The organism is Pauljensenia sp. OF14-1SRA, assembly GCF_027694595.1.
GTDB classification, from domain to species: Bacteria; Actinomycetota; Actinomycetes; order Actinomycetales; family Actinomycetaceae; genus Pauljensenia; species Pauljensenia turicensis_B.
The window spans coordinates 23,269-44,347 of sequence record NZ_JAQEVQ010000006.1 but is presented as its reverse complement, the minus strand read 5'-3'; the positions used below and the strand labels follow the sequence as shown (position 1 = coordinate 44,347).

Sequence of the window (21,079 nt, the reverse complement as noted above, 5' to 3'; positions counted from 1 at the left end):
TGACCCTAGTTGCTACCACCTTGGGAATTCAGGGCGAACACCAGTGAGTCTTGCCACCAGGTAAGGACCATGTAGATAGCGCTTGCCGACTGCTGACGGGTCCCATTCGGTTTTTCGCTTGCAATCTTCGCGATTTGCTCCACGTCATCATCGGAAGCGATCTGAAGTTCACCGGCAAGTCCGAGACGAACATCATTAAGCGCACCAAGCCAATCCCAAACCTCGTCAGCATCGAAACTGACTTCGTGAATACCGAGGGCTTCAGTGCGCTCAATATGCGCGCACACTTTACGCAGTCGAGCAGACTTTTCTGCCCGCAAAAAATCTTCCGTCAGCGCACGCAAACCCGTTGCGTCCTGAGGGTCAGAACTCATCGCTGGAAGTAAATAATCCAGGGAGCGTTCTTCTGGAGCCTCGCGATGATTCTCCAACGAGGTTGCCGCCGCAACGAACGCTGGCATGTCCCCTGGATCGTCAAGGACAACGAGAATCTCACGCATCAGCTGCGCAATCAACGTTGAATACGGGGGTTGTAATTCGGCGCTGAAAGCTCCGGCCTCGTATACAAAAGGACCGATCATGAGTCGAGTTCCAACGTCGCGTGCAAACCGTACCCGTGCATCGCCACAACATCGGCTTCCATGCGTTCGCGAAGTCCCGTAGATACGGTTGCTTTGCCGAGCAAGTGGACCTCACGCATCAGGGATTCAGCGCGATCGTGCGAATATCCGAAGTGACGGACAAACACGTTGGTCACATACGACATCAGATTGACCGGGTCGTCCCAAACGACAGTACGCCACTGCGCGAGCCCAGCAGAGGTGGGGGCAACGCGTTCAAGTGGCGTCGATGAAGTCGTTGGCATGTTTCAAGACTAAGCAACGATTTCGTACCATGGTGCGGTTTCAACACGCGAACTTGTGGCATATCGCGCTAGGTTTGCTATATGCCCTCATCAATTTCAACGTCACTGCTGACGGACATGTATGAACTGACCATGTTTGATGCTGCTTTGAAGGCAGGCACCGCATGGCGCACATCCACTTTCGAGGTTTTCGGGCGTCGTCTTCCCGCAACCCGACGCTTCGGTGTTGTCGCAGGTATTGGTCGCATTCTCGAAGCGCTCGAACGCTTCGAATTCGAGCCCGCTCAGATCGATTGGCTTCACACCGAGAAGATCGTTTCCGATGACGCACTCGATTATCTGAAGAGTTTCCACTTCACCGGTTCGATTCGCGGCTATGCCGAAGGCGAATGCTATTTCCCCGGCTCCCCTCTGCTGACCGTCGAGGGAACCTTCGCCGAGTGCACGATGCTCGAGACGCTTCTTCTGTCGATCCTGAACCATGACTGTGCGATCGCATCGGCCGCGTCGCGTATGACGATCGCCGCCCACGGTCGCCCGTGCATGGATATGGGAGCTCGACGAGGCCACGAACGAGCCGCGGTTTCCGCAGCGCGCGCAGCAATCATCGGAGGATTTGCTGGAACCAGCGATCTGGAAGCGGCCAAACGCTATGGAATCCGCGCGATTGGCACCGCAGCCCACTCTTTCACTCTTCTGCACGATTCGGAACGCGAAGCATTCGATGCTCAGATTGCACTGCTTGGCCCATCGACGACGCTGCTCGTTGACACCTACGACGTCGAACGGGGCGTCATCAACGCTGTTGAGGCTGCACGCGCCGCCGGCGGTGAACTAGGCGCCGTTCGTTTGGACTCTGGCGACCTTGTTGCCACCGCCTTCAAGGTTCGCGGTCAGCTTGATGCTCTTGGCGCAACGACCACAAAGATCACAGTCACCAACGATCTGGATGAGTACGCTATCGCTGCCCTGGGCGCCGCGCCTATCGACTCCTACGGGGTTGGAACGAAGCTGGTCACCGGTTCGGGCGTGCCCACGGCGGCTCTCGTGTACAAACTCGTGTCCCGCGAAGACGAGAACGGCAATCCGAAGCCTGTCGCGAAGAAGTCGGAATCCAAGTCAACGGTCGGTGGCAAGAAGTTCGCTGGTCGTGTCATCGACGAAGACGGATACGCAGCCGAAGAGGTCCTCGTTGTCACCGATTCTGAAGCCGATGCGAAGGCTGAACTTGCCAAGCTGGGCGCGCGCGAACTTCAAATTCCGCTGATCACTGACGGCACAATCGATTCTTCCCTCTGGGGAGACGACGCATTAGAGAAAGCGCAAGCAACGCACGTGCGCTCGCGTAACGAACTTCCCTATCAGGCCTGGCGCCTGTCCGAGGGCGAGGTCGCGATCCCGACACGCTATGTGAAGCTCTGAATCGCTGCTAGACGCGATGGCGCTCGCACACCCAAGGTGCGCGAGCGCCACGTTGTATCAGCTCATCATTCACATTCAGCTGCGCCAGGCCTAGTGTTTTCCAACGAACCACTGACGAAGCAAAGCAATGCGCGCTTCAATCTGTTCCGTGGTTGCAAGGGCGATCTCTGGGCCGCCACAGCGTTGACGCAGTTGAGCGTGAACCATCGCGTGCGCCTCACCACTACGACGCGACCAAGACGAGACCAGATGTGAGAGTTCCTTACGCTTTGCGGCGCGGACACGGTGGTCTGAGACTCCAGCGTTCGCCTCACGCATCTTCGCTGCGCTCTTCGACTTCTTTTGAGCTGCAACCTGTTCAGCTTGGCGCGCCCTCAAAAGAGTAGTCACTTGGTCTGCATCAAGCAGGCCGGGAATTCCCAAGTATTCCTGTTCTTCGACTGAACCAACCTGGGCGCCTTGCCCCCAGGCAGCACCGTCGAAGAGCACGCCATCAAACTCTGCATCTGCACCCAAGGCCTCGTACTGATTGAGCAAATCCGACGATGCTGACTCACTCACATTTGCCTGGGCGACCATGGCGTCTTCGGAATTCCACATGACGTCTTCGTCATCAGCTGACTTCGGGCGGTCAAGCGCATGGTCGCGTTCAACTTCCATCTGTGAAGCAAGCTCCAGCAGTGGGACAACCGAAGGAACAAAGACTGTTGCTGTCTCACCGCGTTTGCGGGCACGGACAAAACGTCCAACGGCCTGGGCAAAGAACAGCGGGGTGGACGTGTTCGTCGCGTAGACGCCCACCGATAGACGAGGCACATCCACGCCTTCCGACACCATTCGGACGGCAACCATCCAACGGTCATCCGATTCGCGGAACGCATCAATGCGATCCGACGCGTCAGCATCATCGGACAGGACGATCGTTGCCTTCTTACCCGTAATCTCGCACAGATGCCGCGCATAGGCACGCGCCTGCGTCTGATTAGAGGCGATCACCAGACCACCGGCATCAGGGATCTGACGACGAACTTCTTCAAGACGCAGATCGGCGGCACGAAGAACGGCAGGAATCCACTCACCCTTCGGATCAAGAGCTGTGCGCCAGGCCTGCTTCATCATGTCTTTCGTCAGAGGCTCACCCAGGCGAGCGCTCATTTCGTCGCCGGTCGAGGTACGCCATGACATCTGACCCGAATAGGACATAAACAGGACCGGGCGAACAACCATGTCTCGCAGAGCATTGCCGTAGCCGTAGCTGTAGTCGGCTTGAGAGCGACGAATACCATCGGCATCTTCCACATAGCGAACAAACGGGATCGGCGATGTATCAGAGCGGAAGGGAGTGCCTGTCAGAGCAAGACGGCGCGTTGCATCGCCGAACGCTTGGCGCACACCGTCACCCCACGACAGCGAGTCACCAGCGTGGTGGATCTCGTCCAAGATGACGAGAGTCCGATAGTCGCGTGTACGCATTTCATGGACCGCAGGATTAGCGCCGACCTGCGCATACGTAACGGCAACACCATCAAAGTGCGAACCCGCACGGCCCTGAGCATTCGTAAATGACGGGTCAATATGAATACCGACTCGCGCAGCCGCATCGGCCCATTGGCCTTTCAAATGTTCAGTCGGGCAGACGACGGTGATCTTATCGACGATGCCCTGACCCATCAGCTCCACAGCAATACGGAGAGCAAAGGTCGTTTTACCCGCACCGGGAGTTGCAACCGCAAGGAAGTCACGCGGCGCCTCAGCCATGTATTGCTCAAGAGCAGCTGCCTGCCATGCGCGAAGCGACCCCGCTGTTCCTCTTCTGGCACGCGCAGGAAACGAGGGAGACAGAGAGCGAGCAGCGGCCGGTGAGACGCGGGATGGATAGAGATGACGATCCTTGGAGGAGCTCACTTATCCGAGCCACCAAACCCGTCAGAGAACGGCCAGTTCCGTCCGTTCTTCCCCATCGAATCACGAAGTTCCTTGCATGTCGGACACACCGGGTAGCGCGAAGCATCACGCGTCGGAATCCAGACTTTGCCACATAAGGCAACGACAGGCTGTCCCGTCATCATTGACGAATCAGCTTTATCCCTACGCACGAAGTGCGCGAATCGATCACCATCGCCGGGAGCCTTTTCGCGTTCAACCTCAGTTCGTTCAAGCAAGCCGGTCGACGATTGAGTCGAGGGAGCAGAAGGCGACGAGGGCCCTTGGGGTTCATTGAGGGAGTTACGCATGCCTCCCATTGTAGAGGCGCCAGCGTGGTCTCTCTTGGTGAGAAACTGAGCTGAGCGCGAACGAAAACCGCTTCATTTAGCGACAAAACAGGCGCTAGGGACAAAGGAAGAGGAAAAGGCAGAGAAGTTTCACACAAGAGTGCGGGGCAGAAACCAGTGGTTTCTGCCCCGCACTCGAAGAGTTTGATCAGATGATCACTTGGCAACAGCCTTCTTCAGGGTGGAGCCAGCGGAGAGCTTCACGCCGAAGCCAGCCGGGATCTGAATCTCTTCGCCCGTGCGCGGGTTGCGACCGGTGCGTGCTGCGCGCTCGACGCGCTCTGCGGAGAACAGGCCGGTGATCTTCACGGCTTCGCCCTTACCAAGAGACTCAACCAGGACGTCCTGGAAAGCGCCAAGAGCTGCATCTGCTTCGACCTTGGTCAGGTTTGCGCGCTCTGCGATCTGTGCAACGAGCTCGGTGCGATTGATGGGCATAAGAACCTCATTCCTATTTTTGCTATCAGCTGTCACGGCGACAGCCACTGGGGAAACACTACGAAAAAACTGAGCCATTTGTCAGTTCGTGACGGCATTTTTCGCAATTTATGGCTTATTTCTCGCATTTTGGATACCCATAAAGCATGAGTGACCACCTAAAAGACCATTTTTATTGACTTGAGTCACATTTCTTTGGTCACATTTGCCAACAGAACGAAGTACTCAAACGAGGTTCGAATAACTCAACAGGTCTTTCACAGCCATGAACAAAAGACCATATTATCACGCACACACAACCACGTGTTCAGCGCACTAAGGGGATAGTTTACTCCCTTGTTTACCCTGCTCGAACACTCGTCCAAACCGAGTGCGAGATAGGCCACGCGATGCGGGGAACACGCGCGTGCGAGAGGAAAATTGGAAGGGCCCAACAACCTCTTAGAGTTCTAGGAGAATCCATGGCTCTTAGACGAAATGAAACGGCTACCGAAACCGGCAAGACCGTTCATCCCGTTGACCAAGTCCCATCCTTTGGCAAGCTTTCAGTTCTTGGCATTCAGCACGTGTTGGCTTTCTACGCCGGCGCCGTCGTTGTTCCTCTTGTTATCGCCTCCGGCCTCGGCCTCGATAACGAAACCCTGATCCACCTGATCAACGCCGACCTGTTCACCTGCGGTATCGCCTCGATCATCCAGTCGGCCGGCCTCGGCCCGAAGATCGGCGTGAAGCTGCCCCTTATCCAGGGCGTCACCTTCACCGCAGTTTCGCCCCTTATCGCAATCGGTATCGCTGCCACTCCAGCCGGTGCCGATCCAAAGACCGGCCTTGCCACCATGTATGGCTCCATCATTGCAGCCGGCCTCGTCACTTTCTTCGTGGCACCTTTCTTCGCGAAACTCCTTCGCTTCTTCCCACCCGTCGTCACCGGCACACTTCTGACCGTCATGGGTATCACGCTCATCTCCGTCTCTGCTGGCGACATCGTGTCGTGGGGCACCTACGCGGCAGAGGGCCAGGATGCTGGCGCACTCACTCTGCGCGGCCTCGCCTACGCATTCGGCACCCTGGTGATCATCGTTGCCGTCCAACGCATCTTTAAAGGCTTTATGTCAACCATCTCGGTCCTCGTCGGCCTGGTTGTCATGACCGCTATCGCATTTGCGCTTGGCGACGCCAACTTCTCTGATATCGGCCAGTCGGCATGGCTTGGCGTGACCACCCCGTTCTTCTTCGGCATTCCGAAATTCAACATCGCCGCAATCATTTCAATGCTCATCGTCATGGCAGTAACCATGGTTGAAACCACCGGCGATGTTTTCGCAACCGGCGAGGTCGTCGGCAAGCGCATCACGTCGAAGCACGTTGCAAACGCTCTTCGCGCAGATGGTCTGTCCACCTTCCTCGGTGGCATCTTCAACTCGTTCCCCTACACTTGCTTCGCCCAGAACGTCGGTCTGGTTCGACTGACCCGCGTGAAGTCCCGTTGGGTTGTCACCGCAGCCGGCATCATCATGATCATCCTCGGCATCCTGCCGAAGGCTGGCGCAGTGGTTGCTTCAATTCCCGGGCCGGTCATCGGTGGCGCATCGCTGGCCATGTTCGCGAACGTTGCCGTTGTCGGTATCCAGACCTTGTCCAAGGTCGACATGCGCGATAACCGCAATGCCGTCATCGTCTCGACCTCCATCGGTCTGGCCATGCTGGTCACCCTGAAGCCCGATCTTGCATCCCTGATGCCGTCATGGTTGCACATCATCTTCGGTTCCGGCGTGACCATCGGTGCACTGACAGCCTTCATCCTGAACCTGCTCTTCTTCCACGTTGGCAAGCAAGATGGCCCGGATGTTGCAATCATTGACGGTCATCCCGTGGACCTCGATCAGGTCAACGCGATGGATCGCGAAACCTTCGTTGAAGCCTTCAAAGGCATGTACGACGGTGACGTCTGGCCCGTCGAACGCGCATGGGAGCAGCGTCCGTTCGCCGATGCAACCGAGCTCCGTAAGGCGTTCGAGGACGAGGTCCTCGGGGCATCTGCTGACGAACAGGAAGCTTTGATCAACGCCTACGTTGACATCGCCGACTTGGCCTCCAACCAGGATGGCAACGAGCAGGCCCACGCTGACACCGCAGCCCTCGCTCTTGGCGAATTCAACGATGCTGAGCTCAAGGAGCTACAGGCAGCATCGGCCGCCTACCGCGAGAAGTTCAATCGCCCACTGGTTGTCTGCGTGACCAATCTTGCCGATCGCGAACAGCTGATTGCCTCGGCATGGAAGCGCGTCGAATCATCGCAGGCACGTGAAGCACGCTTCGCACTCGGTGAGGTCATCGACATTGCCGACGAGCGATTCAACATTCTGGTTGCTGACGCGAACCCGATCCGCACCGCGTGGGGTCGCAAGTTCGACCAGGTCGATTGATCGATCCTGATTCGTTGAAACTTAGCTGAGGGGCTGGCATGTGCCAGCCCCTCAGCGCTTTTCTCCCTCGCATTGTCAGCCTCTGCTTTCACTACCACGCATAGCCTTGGCATCCGAGCAGATTGCCACTTCCTGCGCACTTTCTCCCACTCATGAGAAAACCGGAGTTTATCGTCCATGTCGCTCGCCGAGAAAATACACTGAACGCCGTGGAATCCATCGCGTCCCTCACGTCCGCGTCATCGCAGACAACCGTTTCTTTCTTCGGAGCTCAACTTTTGTCATGGACTCCCACCGCAGGTCGCCCGGTAATCTGGCAGACCTCGAAAGAAGATCGTGATCCCAATTCACCGGTGCGTGGAGGAATCCCGATCTGCCTCCCGTGGTTTTCTGCCCCGGCTTTATCGAAAGCATCCCTTGGGCAGACTCAGACCAAACACGGTATTGCTCGAACGCAGACATGGAAGATAGAACCTTCCACTGACCCCGCCACCGCTGTTTTTAGCCTGACGCACACAGCCACCGAAGAGTTCCCACATTCATTTTGCGCCCGCTACAGCATCGAATCGGGTGACACCCTTGTTCTAGGCCTCGAGGTGACGAACACTGACGACCACGCGTTCTTTTTCGAGCAGGCTCTGCACACCTACTTCGCTGTCTCTGACGTTTCGACGGTGACTCTTGGGGGGTTAGAAGGCGCACACTGCGAGGATTTTCTGACCGAGACCTCGTTCATTGAAGGAAATACGGTTTCTTTCGAGGGACCGACAGATCGCCTCTACCATTGCGACGCGAGGGTGACTCTTGATGATCCGGAGTGGCAACGCCAGATTCTGATCACTTCGAATGCCAGTGGCAGGGTTGTCTGGACCCCTTGGAGCACCAACGCCGCCTCACTAAAAGACATGTATGAAGAGGAATGGTCGCAGTTTATCTGCGTTGAAGCCTGCGATGCGAGATCTGGGACGAAGCACATCTCCCCTGGCACAACATCGCGGTTAGATCTAGAGATTTCTGTGCGTCCGATCGGCGATTATCCCCCTTCATGACAACGCCATCACCGATCATGCACACGCGACCACATTGAGTTGGAACTTGAGCACATACTTCCACAGACGCTTAAACAGTTGTATCATCGGTACCACAGACCAGTTTTCCGGGTGTTACTTTCGCAGGCATTACCGGGTTTGCGGTTTATCGCAAATCGCTCAATGAGGAGCCCTTGTGGAAGATTCTGCCCTGCGCGTCATTCGCGTTTTGAGCAATAACGCTGTTGTTGCTCAAGGCGCTACACGCGAGCACGTTCTTGCGGGCCGAGGTATCGGATTCGGACACCGCGCAGGTGACCTCATTGACCCAAAAACGATTCAGAACCAGTACGTCGAAATTGATTCACAGCACCTGAGCGTCCTCGATTGGCTAAACACCCTCGATAAAGATGCCGTCAGCATCATGAGCCAAGCTCTCGAAATAGCCAATAGCCTGCTCGGCGAACTCGATACCGCCTCGTACTCACTTCTGCTGGACCACATCGCCTTTGCGGTGCAACGCATCAATCAGGGCCAAGATATCGCCAATCCCCTGATGACTCAGATCGTCCAGATGTATCGAGAAGAAGTAGAAGTCGCCAGACTGATCATCGCCTTCTTGAATCAGCAGCTCTCGCTAGCGATCCCGGATTCTGAAGCTGGCTTCATTGCTCTTCACTTGAATGCAGCGCGAAGGGGTGAAGCGGTAAAACGACCACTTCAACGCGCAAACCGCCTAGCATCAATCGTTGAAGTAATAACAGCCCAATTCTCCCATTCTGATGAATGGCTGAACACGGTCATTACACAGGATGTGCATCAGCTTGCGGACAGGTTAAAGACCCGCACTCCGCGCCACAACGATGCAACACACATGATTCGCCAACAGTTCACCTCAGAGTTTGAGTCTGCCAGGCAAATCATTTCCCTCATTCTTGAGCAAAACGATATCGGTAGCGAATACAGCGGCGAAGCAGCCTACTTCGCTCTTCAGATACACGGCTGGAATCAGGAGCTCAAGATCAACACAACCAAGAAAGGAGACCTGCAATGATGCGGAGTCTGCAAAAACTCGGCAAAGCGCTGATGGGTGCAGTTGCCGTGATGCCGGTCGCCGCCATCCTGATGGGTATCGGCTACTGGATTGACCCCGATGGGTGGGGTGCAAACAACATTGTCGCTGCAGTCCTGATCAAGGCTGGTGGCGCAGTTCTGGACAACCTCGGCTGGCTGTTCGCAATCGCCATTGCATTCGGCCTAGCAAAGGACTCGAATGGTGCTGCCGCACTGTCCGGCTTCATTGGCTACGGCACGATCAAGCTGATCCTCTCTGAAGGCACTGTTGCCGTATTCAAGGGTGTCGATCTTGAGAAACTGGAAGGCGATGCCGCTGTCCAGTGGGCTTCACAAGGCTGGGGCGCCATCAACGACAAGAACGTCTTGATCGGTATCTTGGTCGGTATTCTTGCCGCTTGGGTATACAACCGCTTCCACACAACGAAGCTGCCAGACTTCCTCGCATTCTTCTCGGGTCGCCGTCTGGTCCCGATCCTCACTTCGCTCTTCGCGATCGTTCTTGCTGCGATTCTCTACTTCCTCTGGCCGCTGGTTTACCACGCACTGTTCAGCTTCGGTCAGTCGATCGAATCGATGGGTGCTCTTGGCGCCGGCCTCTACGGCTTCGCTAACCGCCTGCTGATCCCGACCGGCCTGCACCACGCTCTGAACTCGATCTTCTGGTTCGACGTTATCGGCATCAACGACATTGGTGACTTCCTCGGTGGTTCCAAGACCATCGAAGCTGCCGCAGCTGCAACCGATGCAGCATCCTGCCCCGGCACCTGGGCAAACGGCGTCTGCAATGTCATCGGCGAAGTTGGTCGCTACCAGGGTGGCTTCTTCCCGATCATGATGTTCGGTCTTCCGGGCGCAGCCCTTGCAATGTGGATGCGCGCTGACACCAAGCGCAAGAAGACAATCGGCTCGCTCATGATGGCCGGTGCTCTTGCTTCGTTCTTCACCGGCGTCACCGAACCCCTCGAGTTCGCCTTCATGTTCGTTGCTCCGCTGCTCTACTTGGTGCACGCAGTCCTCACCGGCATCTCGGTTGCTATCGCTGCAACGTTCCACTGGACCGCAGGCTTCGGCTTCTCCGCGGGCTTCGTCGATATGCTCCTGTCTGCTCGCAACCCTGTTGCGAACCAGTGGTGGATGCTCCTTGTTCTCGGCGTTGTCTTCTTCGTCCTCTACTTCGTGATCTTCTACTTCCTCATCGGCTGGCTGAACCTGAAGACCCCGGGTCGTGGCGATGATGAAGAAGATGGCCCGTCCGCAATCACCTCCGACTCTGAGTTCTCTGCCATTGCAGAAAAGATCATTGCCGGTCTCGGTGGCGCAGCGAACATTGAGTCCATCGACTACTGCGCGACCCGCCTGCGCACGGTCGTCAAGGACAACGTCCCCGTCAAGGAGAAGGACATCAAGGCTACTGGCGTTGCAGGCGTGATTCGTCCGTCGCAGAAGTCGGTTCAGGTCATTGTTGGCCCGCAGGTTCAGTTCGTCTATGACGAAGTTGCGCGCCAGCTTGAGCAGTCCTCCGTCTCCCTCAAGGGCGAACAGGAAGTCTGATGATGTTTGGACTGGGAAAGAAGAAGGTTAAGCTTCAGGCACCGTTTTCTGGCGAGGTAGTTGCAATCACCGCAGTTCCAGATCAGGTGTTCTCAAGCAAGATGCTCGGCGATGGGTTCGCCGTCATCCCCGGAGACGACGTTGATACAGTTGATGTTCTTTCACCGTGCTCGGGCACAATCGTCACTGTCTTCAAGACTCTCCACGCCTTCACCCTGGTCTCTGACGAAGGTCTTGAGGTCCTTGTCCATGTTGGTCTCGACACCGTGGAGTTGAAGGGTGAACCTTTCGAGGCTCTGTGCGTTGAGGGCGATCATGTGGATTCTGGGCAGCCGGTTATCCGGATGAACGTTGCAGCGGTGCGTCAAGCGCAGCGCAATCCGATCACGATCGTTGTGTGCGCGAAGAAGAAGCAGGTTGAGAGTGTTTCTCTTACCTCTTCTGGCGCCACTGCCGTTCTCAAGTGACCTGAGGCAGTTGTTGGATTTGGGGCTTGTAACGAGGTCCTGAAAACAACACAATCGCTACGCACCTGAAAGTTTCTGCCTCGGGGGCTTTCACACACGAATGGGCCCACGGTCTGGTTTACACCGGATCGTGGGCCCATTTGTTATGCGTGCAAGATGGCGAAGTTGAAGTGAAGAGAAGGCAGAGTTCTGCGGGCGCCTCGTCCCCCAATCGCGAAACAGAAGGGGCGACGCTGGCGGAACTTCGCCTTACTTATCCAGTGGGCGACGCTGGAAGAACGCTGCCAACGCGGAGCCGGACACGTTGTGCCAGACGGAGAAGATTGCGCCGGGGACGGCCGCTTCGGGAGTGAAGTATTGGGCCCCGAGGCCCGCTGCTAGACCGGAGTTCTGCATGCCAACTTCGATGGCGGTGGTGCGGGCCGCGCTCTCACCGACGCCGCTGATTCGGGCAACACCGTAGCCGAGACCCAAGCCGAGCGCATTGTGCACGATGACAACGGCAAGAACCAGCAGGCCACCGGACAGGATGCGCTCAGACGAGGCACCAACCAACCCGAGAACCGCATAGGAAATGCCGAGGACACTCATCCAGGGCAGGGCGGGAAGAACCGTAGCAACGAAGCGTGGCATCAGGCGACGAACGATCAGGCCAAGAACCACGGGAATGAAGACGATCATCATGATCGACTTTGCCATCGCGGGCGCGTCGACGGGCATATACTGGCCGGCCAAATACTTGGTCAAGATCGGCGTGACCAGCGGAGAAAGCAACGTGGAAACGGAGGTCATCGCGACCGACAGGGCGACGTCACCCTTCGCAAGATAGGCGACGACGTTCGATGCGGTTCCACCGGGCGCACAACCGACAAGGATGACGCCAACTGCGAGCGCCGGATCGAGGTGGAATGCCCAGGTGACGAAGAGTGCGGACAGAGGCATGACGATGAACTGGAGCAGGACACCCAAGATGATGGGCCAGGGACGACGGGCAACAACCGCAAAGTCGGGAAGTGTCAGTGTCAAGCCCATGCCGAACATGATGACCATCAGCGCGTAGTTCACGCCGGAAAGCAGTGGCGCAGCAGCGTCGGGGAAGATCAGTCCACCAACAAGTGCGCCAAGGATAATCAGCGGGAATACGGTCACTGCGACCTTCGCGGATCGGTCTTCTCGTGCGCTGGGGGCGGGCGCTTGAGGCGCGAGAGCTGTCATCGTTGGGGTGCTCATGGCTCTATTGTGCCCAGCTTTGACGAAAAATGCCCGTTCTCGTCTGCTTTAGTAAGCGCCGTCTCGTGGTCAACGAGGCCGAGCTGGCATTATTGACTCCTTTCCGGGAAGGGGTCCCGGGCATCGGTTTGATGTATCTCTTGACGACGCTTTGTCATCTCCATTGCTGGACGTTTTTGCTTAGAGTTTGTGTCATGGAACCTCAGAACATGACACCGAAGAGTGGCGTTAAACGCTCGCTCGGCGCGAGGGGATGGGTTCCCGGTCAGAAGGGGGCGTGGGGCATTGCTCTGCTCCCACTTCTCTTGGGGTGCTGGCTGGCCGGCTGGCATCCGCTTTTTGCTTTGCTTATCCCCGCATGGTTGAGCGCATTCGCATTCTTCCAAGTGTTTGAAAAGTGGATGAAGGCACCGGTTTCTCGTCGTTCTTCCCTTCAACCTGCGTTTATCACGTGGACTGGGTTGACTGCTCTGCTAGGAATTCCGCTTCTGATTGTGGCGCCTCGACTGCTGGCGTGGGCTCCGTTCTTTGCTCCGCTGGTTGTGGTGACCTTGTGGGAGGTGTCGCGCGGGCATGATCGTGCGATTGCAACCAGGTTCTCGTCGGTTCTGGCGTCAACGTTGATGACACCTGTTGCCACCAGTCTGTCGCTTGATGTGTATCCAACGAACACTGAGCTTGGTTTTGCTTGGGTTTCCTTTGGCGTGCTCAGCGCCTATTTCATCGCCTGCGTTCCGTATGTGCGTTCACTGATTCGCGGACGCAAAAACCCACGCCCGTGGATTATTGCCGGCGGGGTTCTTCATCTGCTTGCGCTGGTCGGAGTCTGCTTTGCAGTATGGACGAATCTGCTCGGCTGGAGTTCCATCGTCGTGTGGGTTGCTCTGCTGGCCCGATCCTTGATTGTTCCGCTCTGGCAGGCACGACGCGCAAAGCCAATTCCTGTGACCGTTCTTGGGCGCAGTGAGATTGTGTGGTCACTGCTTGTGATTGCCAGCTTGACCATCCCACTCGTCTAGTGCGATTTGTCTACCCAAAGCAACACTGAGGAACCACATATCATTGTGACCTCGTCAATTGAACAACTGGAAGCGCGCCCAACCCGCTTCATTCCTGCAAGGCTTGGACTATGACGACTGATGCACGAATTACCGCTTTGATCGAGGGCCTGCTCGAAGGACATCCGGAGAGGCGTGTCGCCCCGGCGCGCTTTGGCGGCGAGCGGAACTATTTGCGGGCGCTCATGAACATTCAGGCCCCTGGGTCTTTACCCGCCGAGTGGTTCGAGGTGCAGGATCAGCTTTTGCGCGAAGAGAACGAGGCACGGGCAATCACTCCCCCGCTTGATCAGCGTATTTCAATCTGGCAGGGAGACATCACCCGACTCCGCGTCGACGGAATCGTGAACGCTGCGAATTCTGCGTTGCTCGGCTGTTTTGGACCACTGCACTATTGCATTGATAACGCGATTCATTCGGCGGCCGGCCTGCAACTTCGCAACGAGTGCGCCGAAATCATGCAGGGCGCTCACGAGCCGACGGGGCAGGCGCGCGTGACGTCGGCGTGGAATCTGCCGTCGAAGTATGTCCTTCACACGGTTGGACCGATCGTAAACGGCACTCTACAGCCCGAGCATGAGGAGTTACTGGCACAGTCGTATCGGTCGGTATTGATGGCAGCCCTGGAACACGACATGCACTCACTAGCGTTGTGCTGCGTGTCGACGGGCGTTTTCGGTTTTCCGGCTCAGCGCGCGGCCAAGATCGCAGTGGCAGAAGTTCGCGCATTCTGTGCCTCGGCCCCTACGCCCGAGCACATTATTTTCAGCGTTTTCTCCGACGCCGATCGGGAGATTTACGAGGAGCTTCTTCGATAATGTCCACTTTGGAACAGGCAGCTGTGGCGCTGAACCCGATAGGGACCAGTACACTTCGAGCAGTTTGCCAAGTGCGTAGCAATTACCTGCGCTGACGTTCCAACAGCATCCGCCAAATAGTAGTAGGCCGTCCACAATCCGGGAGTAATTCGCTCAAGAATCTGATGAACGAGAGCAACACAATCTGTCCTATAACCCACTCATCTCCTAACACTTGCAGTCTAAGTTATGCGAGGAGTTATTCGCTGACCACCGCCGTGGCGCGGATGATTTCAAACTGCACGCCAGACAGTGAGGGAGTGTACAGCGTGAGGTCCCAATCATCCCCACTACTGAGCTTTGATGCATCTGTAGCAGGTATGGACTCTGCGGTGAGCACCCGATAACTGTACTGTTCGCCCGTAACAGCGGTAAACCTGATTTGGGCGCCGTCTTGTAGGGATGTAAGACCGCTAAAGCCCGGCAAATAGCTTGATACCCCTATTATTAGGGTTCCATTGTTTGCAGCGCCGGCATACACCCCCGGAAATCTGGCCGTTTTATCCATCGCGCTGAGCACCGGGAAGTCGCGGCCAAAATCGGAAATGGTCAGCACACCAACTACGTCTTGCCCGCGCACATTCAACCCAGGCATGGCTGGGGCAGTATCTTTGTTAACCACTGCGGGTTTAGGGTCGGGCATGATTTTTAGAGTTTGCCCCGCCAGAGCGCGCGAGTTGCTCGCGCCTGGTGACGCGAGCAACCACACGAGTGCCCCTACGGCCACTCCAACGATCAGCAGGCCGAGAGCCGTCAAGACTCTACCTCTTTTCTGGCTCTTTGGATTCATGCTAATCGTTACGAGCGCCTACGTAGCGAGAGCCCAGCTAGCGCCGCAACCATGGTCAGCCCGCCGAGCAAATACACTAGGTATACGCCAATTCCACCAGTTTTTGGTAGTTCAACCGCGGCTGGTCCCTTGACCTTTACGCCCACCTTCAGAGGAATAGATGACAGGTTCAGGTCACTACCTGGCGCCAGATAGTTGTAGCCGAACGTTGACCATGCTATTTGGTCAGCCTCGACTTCAGTAGGCTTCATGACATTCGCGTCAAAAGAGAGTGCCAAAGTCGATTCCCCACCGAATGAGAAATCTGAATCCTGAGCTGTTTCGTTTAGCACTAAACGGATCGATCTCGAATTCTCAGTGGGTGTAGTGCTCCAGTTGGCAGTTGGCTCGCCTGCCCAATCCGCAGCAGTGAACGCTTCCGGTTTTTGCTTATCGGAGTACTCAATTCGGTAAGCACCTTTCGGCAGCACCTTGCGTGTGCCGTCCTTGCTCACTACCTCAACTTTCAAGTTCAGATTGTCAGCAAAGCGAACCGCAAAGTCAGAGTTTCTAGACGGAGCCGAAGCGAACGTGTAGTTATCGCCCACATGCGGCAAGTTAGCAATCATCGTGATCCGCTTAACCGGGTCAGACTTGTTGTTCTTCACTTCCATCGAGTAGCGGAAAGTGGAGGACGCGTCTTTCAGCGTGATGTAATTCGGCGATGACGTCGACGTCGCGACATTCGCAGGATCTGAGACCTCTTCCACTTTTTCGATTGAGGATGTAAACGCATCACTACCAATCGGAATCGTGGCTTCAGCCTTGATGGTCTTCAACCCCTTGGCAGTGTGGTTGCTTCCAGTGGTGCCGCTCCAGTTAGCATTGTAGAAGTCGTCAGCGAGTTTCAAATCAATCTCGGTGTTCTCACCTCTTCTAACCTGCTTCGGATCATAATCTTGCCGCTCCAACAGAGTGAAGAAAGCAGTATTGAAAGCAGCTGGATAGTCGCCCGATTGCTTTGGATTCTTCGTAGAGAATTCCATGGTTAGCGCTTCACCCGATTTTATGGGCATGCCGTCTACGGCATATCCCAAGGATCCGATTATCGGAGAATCCTTGTCGGCACGCAAGTCAAACCTGATGCGACCATCGGAAGTAGACGTCAGCGACAAATGGAAGATTGCTTGCCGGCCTCCTCGCGACATTATCGCCACCGGATCACCGTTAACTACGAGTTTCTTCGGTCCCACGCTATAAGCCAGATTCGCAGCCCTAATTTCGACGGCAGTAGGCTTTCCATTTTGCACAGTCCAATCACCGAATGTGAAAAGCGCCTTGCTACTTCCGTCGGTGAAGCGCGTACCGCCCACCGAAAGCTTGACCTCGCCTGTAGGTAGATAGTTCGGATCCCAAAGGTCTGAAACTACGTAGCCCTCGATGGTCTCCTTGGCGTCGTTGTAGGCAGAAATATTCCAATGCAAGGTATCTGCGTAAGCCGCGTGGGTGGGATCCTCAGTTCGTTCTCCGCCCGTGGACGTCTTGGCCACAATGGATTTTTCGATACCCGGAACTGGCTTATCTCGTGTCAAACTGACGTTAGAAGCAAGCCACTGCTCGGTACCCGGCTTAGGCGAAAAGCCCTTATTAGAAGCCTGCTCGTTATCCCAAATGAAACGCTTACCATCATTGAGAACCTGCTTGCCCTGCTCAACAGACTTAATGGAGGTGTCCGGATTAACGTTCACACCCTGCCCAGTCACATCGTCATAAGGCATTGCAACATTATTGACGGCAAAATCATCCGGGGCATTCGGTCCAACCAGCGCGATGTAGGAGAAAGCGAGCATCTCATTTGGATTCAAATAGAATTGCTGCCTCTCCTCGTCGTATGCGAGGTTACCCTTCTGTCCATCATCTCCATTGGAGACCCTGAAAACAATCTTTGAAGGATTGGTGGCATCTGCTAACGCCGTAATGGTAGCGTTCTTCGGCTCCGCGCCATCAACGGCAATAGGAACGTCAGAAGTCTTGGCCTGCCAGGTGCGGAAATTGTCTACATTTGCAAGCCAAGCGGGGCCACCTGAGTTATAAAAACCGTGACCTTCAGTAAACTGATCCGTGGTTGGGAAGAACGCTCTATACGACACGCCCTTGGGGAGCATGTCCTGAATATCATTCAGATACAGACGCGAACCGCCGTCATTAAATAGCGACACGTAATACAGCGCGTAAGGACCGTTAAACGACTGTTTCCCTGCAGGATCGGTTGCCGAACGAGAATACGTTGTACGCGCGGCGTTATCGGAATTTGGATACAACATAATCCGAGGCCCATAACCACCACCGCCATTGGCATAAGTGTAACTGCCGTAGCCAAGGTCAAAATTACCCGTACCCAGCACGCCCTTTTGCAAGGCTGCGTTAGCGGGCTTCCCGTCCTCGCCAGACTTAGCAACAAAGTGGCTGACGCCATCGTTCATAGTCTTTACATGCCAATTGTTATACAAAGTGTCCCTCAAATACTGAGAGACATAGGCTTCGCCGTCATCAGCATCAGGGAACTTCAACGTGATATAGGCGTAAACCTCGCCCTTCACGCTCAGTTTGAAATCATCACCCCACACTATGTACTGCTGCGTATTATCAGCGTCATCAGTGCCATTAGGAGGAGTCTGGGATACACTCCAGTTCTGTCCGCCCTGCACCGAAGTACCGGCGGGGAACTCCACACTAATGTCATCCTTAGTCCACGGTTTACCTGGCAGCGACTTGGGTAGCGCGTCGTAAACGTCAGCACTGGTGAAGTCGATCGCAGTGTCCCGAGAGTTCGCAACCGAGACGCGGTACGTGATGGATTCTCCGGGGTGTACCGGACTTTGTTTAACTAGCTCGTCCTCACCGGGCGTATCGCCCCGCTTCGTGACGATGTTCTTGGTCACGTACTGACGTGAAATCGGGTGAGAGGTCTTTGCGCTCGGCGGTTTACTGTTGCCTGCCGTGTTAATCACGTAGTGCTGTTTGTTGTCAGATGGGTCTAGCTCATCAACCAGCGTCGAATAGTGAGCGGTAACAACCGCGCCTGAATGATATTTGGCAGGATCTACGTACCATTGAATCCGAGTTTTATCTGCCTTAACCTCAACGTGGTCCGCAATGAAATCGTGCACTACATCCGTCTTGTGTGGAGGAGTTTCCACTAGTTCAAAAGTGACGTTTTCGTAAGTGCCGGGCTTATCCAGCACGTAGTAGTCAACCTTTTTAATCGTTTTGGTTGTCAGCCCAAGATCTTTCAGGCCCGGGTTTTTCTCGACTTTAGCGAGCAACTTGTGAGGTCCCGACAACTCGTCAATGAGCGGCATAATGTAGCCTTCTGGCGAGCCGGTGGCTAGTTGCACGCGAATCGAATAGTCGATCTTCTGACCAGAGTTGACTTCCTCGTTATCGGCCGGGTCAGAAAGTTTGCCGATCTTTGCCTCTGGCATCGCTTTGAACGTGGAGTTACTTGGCGTGTCCCCAAAATATGCCGTGTTCTTTACGTCTTCACCCGAATCGTTTTCGATTGGGTCGCCGAAAATATAAGTGTCTTTTACCGTGGCGTTAAACGAGAGCTTCAACTCGTTGCCACCGTAAATCTTGCCATCAGGCACCGTCCAAGAAAGTGAGTACGCGGTGTTTTTCCTGATTGCAAAAGCACCCAGCTTTTTCTCAATTTCGGTAGCCGACAGTGTTTCTTCCGTGCCGTCCCCCACCTTGAAGGTTATGGAATTACCTACACGTTTTATCTGCACGCTAGTTGGGGTTGCCGTGCACGCCGGGTTGTATGACGGTGAAAGATCTGCCGTTCCCCCGGAGGCCACCTTAACGTTGAGCTTTTCGGCGCAGGGCACAATATTTGAAATGGTGATCGTCAAGCCAGAAGATTCTGGTTTTTCCAGCACCTGCCGAACTTGCGCCGGTGTCATGTAAAGGGTGGTGGGTAAATCGTCCTTCACTGTCGCCAGATCCAACGGGCCCGAACCAACATTCTTGGCGCTAAGGGTAAAGGGAACGGCCTGACCGCGCAGGTAAATTTCCGTTTTTCCGTCACCCGCAGTCTTTACAAACTCACCCTTGCCTGGCTCTACCTTGACCGGTGTTGTTACTTCCGCATTGGTTGTCTTCGGATCAGAATGCGTGTAATGCGCCGTCATTCCAACCCCGTTGCTAACGTCAACGGATCCACCTTCAGGAAGCTTCTTAGCAACCAGAAAATCGTCAGCAAACCGAAGATACAGGCTGCTGGTTGCAGTGTCCTTATTTCGATACCAAGACAGTGTCAGAGTGCGTCCATCGGCGCTAAGCTTGCCAGTCACGTGCCTATATTCGGGTTGCGGGACAGCCCAACCAACATCCACCTGATCTAGTCCAAAGCCGTGGATACCAAAGATAGGCGTTCTCTTGCCATTAATTTCGGGCGCGAAAACAAGGTCATTAACGTAGCCGTCGCGCGTCCACCCGTCCAAGCCGTCATAGGACATAAGCCCACCACGGCTACTACTGTTCAGCCCGTCTCTGATCCCCTTAATATAGGCAGGATTAATCTCAAAGCCTTCGGGCACGGTGAACGTCTCTTCTACCCGGATCTTCTCAAACGGATCTTGACCTACTCCACCGGTAGGCAAAGTCGGTGAATCCTGAGCCTTTTTAAGATAGAGCTCGTACCTCAAATTGCGTAGCTCATACACGCCTTTTGCGGCGTTATAGCCAATGGCTGGCTCCGACGCAGCTGGCCACGCGCTAGAATAGCCACCCGAAGTATGCTGCTTCTTAACAGCCTGATACTCCTGCCGTACCGTGTCCCACTTCGCTACGTGGACACCACAACCAGGAGCAACCACCGTCTTGCCTGCAGCATCAGCCTGCTGCGTTGTGAGTTGCGTTCCCCAGATGCGGGCCGTTCCGCCCGGCGATGCCGGGGAGTCGTACTTCGTCTCCAGATCTACAGAGAACGCTTCGCCAATCTTCGAGCCGGCGACCTCAATGTAATAGGTGTTCTCCACGCCTTCCGCTTTGTGGAAATAATAAGGGTTCAGCTTTTTTTCGATGTTCTGGTAATACGGTTCATCACGTACTTCCAGTTTCGAGCCATTTACCAGGGCGTAACCGTCCGCACTCGAAAATTCGAGGTAAATGCGGTGTTGCACGTTTTCTGCGGCAACGGTGTTCGAAATACCAATGTGCTGCTTGAATGTCTCACCCGTATAACGCTGCGCAACATTATCAACCACTTTGGGGTCTTTTTGCGTTGAAGACTGGGCGACTTCGACCTGCAGGTCGCCAACTACCTGCGGGGTAACAATAGTCTCATTCTGATCCGCCGGGCACTGTCCAGGAGACTCGGCAACTGGGCTTGGTTCCCCTACCGCCTGTTCCGCGGCAGCGGTGTCCTCGCTAATGGAAAGCTCTGCAGGCTCCTCAGGTTGAGTATCGGCTTCAACCGTCTGGGGCTCTGCCTCAGACGTAGCAGGATCAGCGTAACCGGTAGCGGGCATAACAAACATGACGCCCAGGAGCGCAATGACGCTCACCAATGCGACAAGAATGCGTGTTTTGGCGACTTCAACACCTCTCAGCAT

At 55.4% G+C, this 21,079-nt stretch carries 16 protein-coding genes; 8 read left to right on the top strand and 8 right to left on the bottom strand.

Annotation, left to right across the window (positions count from 1 at the left end; all coding sequences use genetic code 11):
* Nucleotides 1-5 precede the first annotated feature (5 nt).
* Together PG731_RS04805 and clpS are read right to left on the bottom strand one after the other, a co-directional pair.
* Entirely contained in the window at nt 6-581 is a 576-nt protein-coding gene (locus PG731_RS04805) for a DUF2017 family protein (protein ID WP_195225884.1), read from the bottom strand.
* Nucleotides 578-865, bottom strand: a complete 288-nt coding sequence (gene clpS / locus PG731_RS04800) for an ATP-dependent Clp protease adapter ClpS (RefSeq protein ID WP_270772495.1) — start codon at nt 863-865, stop codon at nt 578-580. The genes PG731_RS04805 and clpS overlap by 4 nt, the downstream gene beginning before the upstream one ends.
* A gap of 81 nt (nt 866-946) precedes the next feature.
* Between clpS and PG731_RS04795 the strand changes: the two genes are divergently transcribed.
* Entirely contained in the window at nt 947-2,287 is a 1,341-nt protein-coding gene (locus tag PG731_RS04795; protein WP_270772494.1) for a nicotinate phosphoribosyltransferase, read from the top strand.
* A gap of 90 nt (nt 2,288-2,377) precedes the next feature.
* Here PG731_RS04795 and PG731_RS04790 read toward each other — a convergent pair whose 3' ends face one another.
* The 3 genes from PG731_RS04790 to PG731_RS04780 all read right to left on the bottom strand — a co-directional run bounded on the left by PG731_RS04790 (nt 2,378) and on the right by PG731_RS04780 (nt 4,998).
* On the bottom strand, nt 2,378-4,129 hold the full coding sequence (locus tag PG731_RS04790) for a DEAD/DEAH box helicase (RefSeq protein WP_270772566.1): 1,752 nt from the start codon (nt 4,127-4,129) through the stop codon (nt 2,378-2,380).
* A gap of 59 nt (nt 4,130-4,188) precedes the next feature.
* Entirely contained in the window at nt 4,189-4,521 is a 333-nt protein-coding gene (locus PG731_RS04785) for a DUF3039 domain-containing protein (protein WP_101627939.1), read from the bottom strand.
* A gap of 195 nt (nt 4,522-4,716) precedes the next feature.
* Nucleotides 4,717-4,998 carry an HU family DNA-binding protein gene (locus tag PG731_RS04780; protein WP_101627940.1) on the bottom strand — a complete coding sequence of 94 codons (282 nt, stop codon included), beginning with the start codon at nt 4,996-4,998 and terminating at the stop codon, nt 4,717-4,719.
* 461 nt (nt 4,999-5,459) lie between these two features.
* On the opposite strand from PG731_RS04780, the gene PG731_RS04775 reads away from it, so the two are divergent.
* The 5 genes from PG731_RS04775 to PG731_RS04755 all read left to right on the top strand — a co-directional run bounded on the left by PG731_RS04775 (nt 5,460) and on the right by PG731_RS04755 (nt 11,547).
* Entirely contained in the window at nt 5,460-7,424 is a 1,965-nt protein-coding gene (locus tag PG731_RS04775; protein ID WP_270772490.1) for a solute carrier family 23 protein, read from the top strand.
* Nucleotides 7,425-7,633: 209 nt separating this feature from the next.
* A complete protein-coding gene (locus PG731_RS04770; protein ID WP_270772489.1) occupies nt 7,634-8,473 on the top strand; it encodes a D-hexose-6-phosphate mutarotase in 840 nt (279 codons plus the stop codon).
* 175 nt (nt 8,474-8,648) lie between these two features.
* Nucleotides 8,649-9,506, top strand: a complete 858-nt coding sequence (locus PG731_RS04765; RefSeq protein ID WP_270772488.1) for a PRD domain-containing protein — start codon at nt 8,649-8,651, stop codon at nt 9,504-9,506.
* On the top strand, nt 9,503-11,080 hold the full coding sequence (gene nagE / locus PG731_RS04760; RefSeq protein WP_270772486.1) for an N-acetylglucosamine-specific PTS transporter subunit IIBC: 1,578 nt from the start codon (nt 9,503-9,505) through the stop codon (nt 11,078-11,080). Before PG731_RS04765 ends, nagE begins: the two co-directional genes overlap by 4 nt.
* Nucleotides 11,080-11,547 (top strand): PTS sugar transporter subunit IIA, encoded by a 468-nt coding sequence (locus tag PG731_RS04755; RefSeq protein WP_270772485.1) that lies wholly within the window; start codon nt 11,080-11,082, stop codon nt 11,545-11,547. The genes nagE and PG731_RS04755 overlap by 1 nt, the downstream gene beginning before the upstream one ends.
* A gap of 249 nt (nt 11,548-11,796) precedes the next feature.
* Here PG731_RS04755 and PG731_RS04750 read toward each other — a convergent pair whose 3' ends face one another.
* Nucleotides 11,797-12,777: a bile acid:sodium symporter family protein gene (locus PG731_RS04750; RefSeq protein ID WP_270772483.1), complete on the bottom strand. Its 981-nt coding sequence runs from the start codon at nt 12,775-12,777 to the stop codon at nt 11,797-11,799.
* A gap of 209 nt (nt 12,778-12,986) precedes the next feature.
* On the opposite strand from PG731_RS04750, the gene PG731_RS04745 reads away from it, so the two are divergent.
* Both PG731_RS04745 and PG731_RS04740 read left to right on the top strand, forming a co-directional pair.
* Entirely contained in the window at nt 12,987-13,796 is an 810-nt protein-coding gene (locus PG731_RS04745; protein WP_270772482.1) for a YwiC-like family protein, read from the top strand.
* Between the two features lie 110 nt (nt 13,797-13,906).
* Nucleotides 13,907-14,653: a protein-ADP-ribose hydrolase gene (locus PG731_RS04740; RefSeq protein WP_270772480.1), complete on the top strand. Its 747-nt coding sequence runs from the start codon at nt 13,907-13,909 to the stop codon at nt 14,651-14,653.
* A 238-nt stretch (nt 14,654-14,891) separates the two neighbouring features.
* Here PG731_RS04740 and PG731_RS04735 read toward each other — a convergent pair whose 3' ends face one another.
* The gene (locus tag PG731_RS04735) at nt 14,892-15,335 is read right to left on the bottom strand and encodes a hypothetical protein (protein ID WP_270772479.1); all 444 of its coding nucleotides are present in this window, start codon (nt 15,333-15,335) and stop codon (nt 14,892-14,894) included.
* A gap of 155 nt (nt 15,336-15,490) precedes the next feature.
* A complete protein-coding gene (locus PG731_RS04730) occupies nt 15,491-21,079 on the bottom strand; it encodes an LPXTG cell wall anchor domain-containing protein (RefSeq protein WP_270772478.1) in 5,589 nt (1,862 codons plus the stop codon).

Bases quoted from the DNA above. Each gene is read 5' to 3' on its own strand.
- PG731_RS04805 (WP_195225884.1), bottom strand. From the start codon at position 581: ATGATCGGTCCTTTTGTATACGAGGCCGGAGCTTTCAGCGCCGAATTA.
- clpS (WP_270772495.1), bottom strand. From the start codon at position 865: ATGCCAACGACTTCATCGACGCCACTTGAACGCGTTGCCCCCACCTCT.
- PG731_RS04795 (WP_270772494.1), top strand. From the start codon at position 947: ATGCCCTCATCAATTTCAACGTCACTGCTGACGGACATGTATGAACTG.
- PG731_RS04785 (WP_101627939.1), bottom strand. From the start codon at position 4,521: ATGCGTAACTCCCTCAATGAACCCCAAGGGCCCTCGTCGCCTTCTGCT.
- PG731_RS04780 (WP_101627940.1), bottom strand. From the start codon at position 4,998: ATGCCCATCAATCGCACCGAGCTCGTTGCACAGATCGCAGAGCGCGCA.
- PG731_RS04775 (WP_270772490.1), top strand. From the start codon at position 5,460: ATGGCTCTTAGACGAAATGAAACGGCTACCGAAACCGGCAAGACCGTT.
- nagE (WP_270772486.1), top strand. From the start codon at position 9,503: ATGATGCGGAGTCTGCAAAAACTCGGCAAAGCGCTGATGGGTGCAGTT.
- PG731_RS04755 (WP_270772485.1), top strand. From the start codon at position 11,080: ATGATGTTTGGACTGGGAAAGAAGAAGGTTAAGCTTCAGGCACCGTTT.
- PG731_RS04750 (WP_270772483.1), bottom strand. From the start codon at position 12,777: ATGAGCACCCCAACGATGACAGCTCTCGCGCCTCAAGCGCCCGCCCCC.
- PG731_RS04745 (WP_270772482.1), top strand. From the start codon at position 12,987: ATGACACCGAAGAGTGGCGTTAAACGCTCGCTCGGCGCGAGGGGATGG.
- PG731_RS04740 (WP_270772480.1), top strand. From the start codon at position 13,907: ATGACGACTGATGCACGAATTACCGCTTTGATCGAGGGCCTGCTCGAA.
- PG731_RS04735 (WP_270772479.1), bottom strand. From the start codon at position 15,335: ATGCCCGACCCTAAACCCGCAGTGGTTAACAAAGATACTGCCCCAGCC.
- PG731_RS04730 (WP_270772478.1), bottom strand. From the start codon at position 21,079: ATGCTGAGAGGTGTTGAAGTCGCCAAAACACGCATTCTTGTCGCATTG.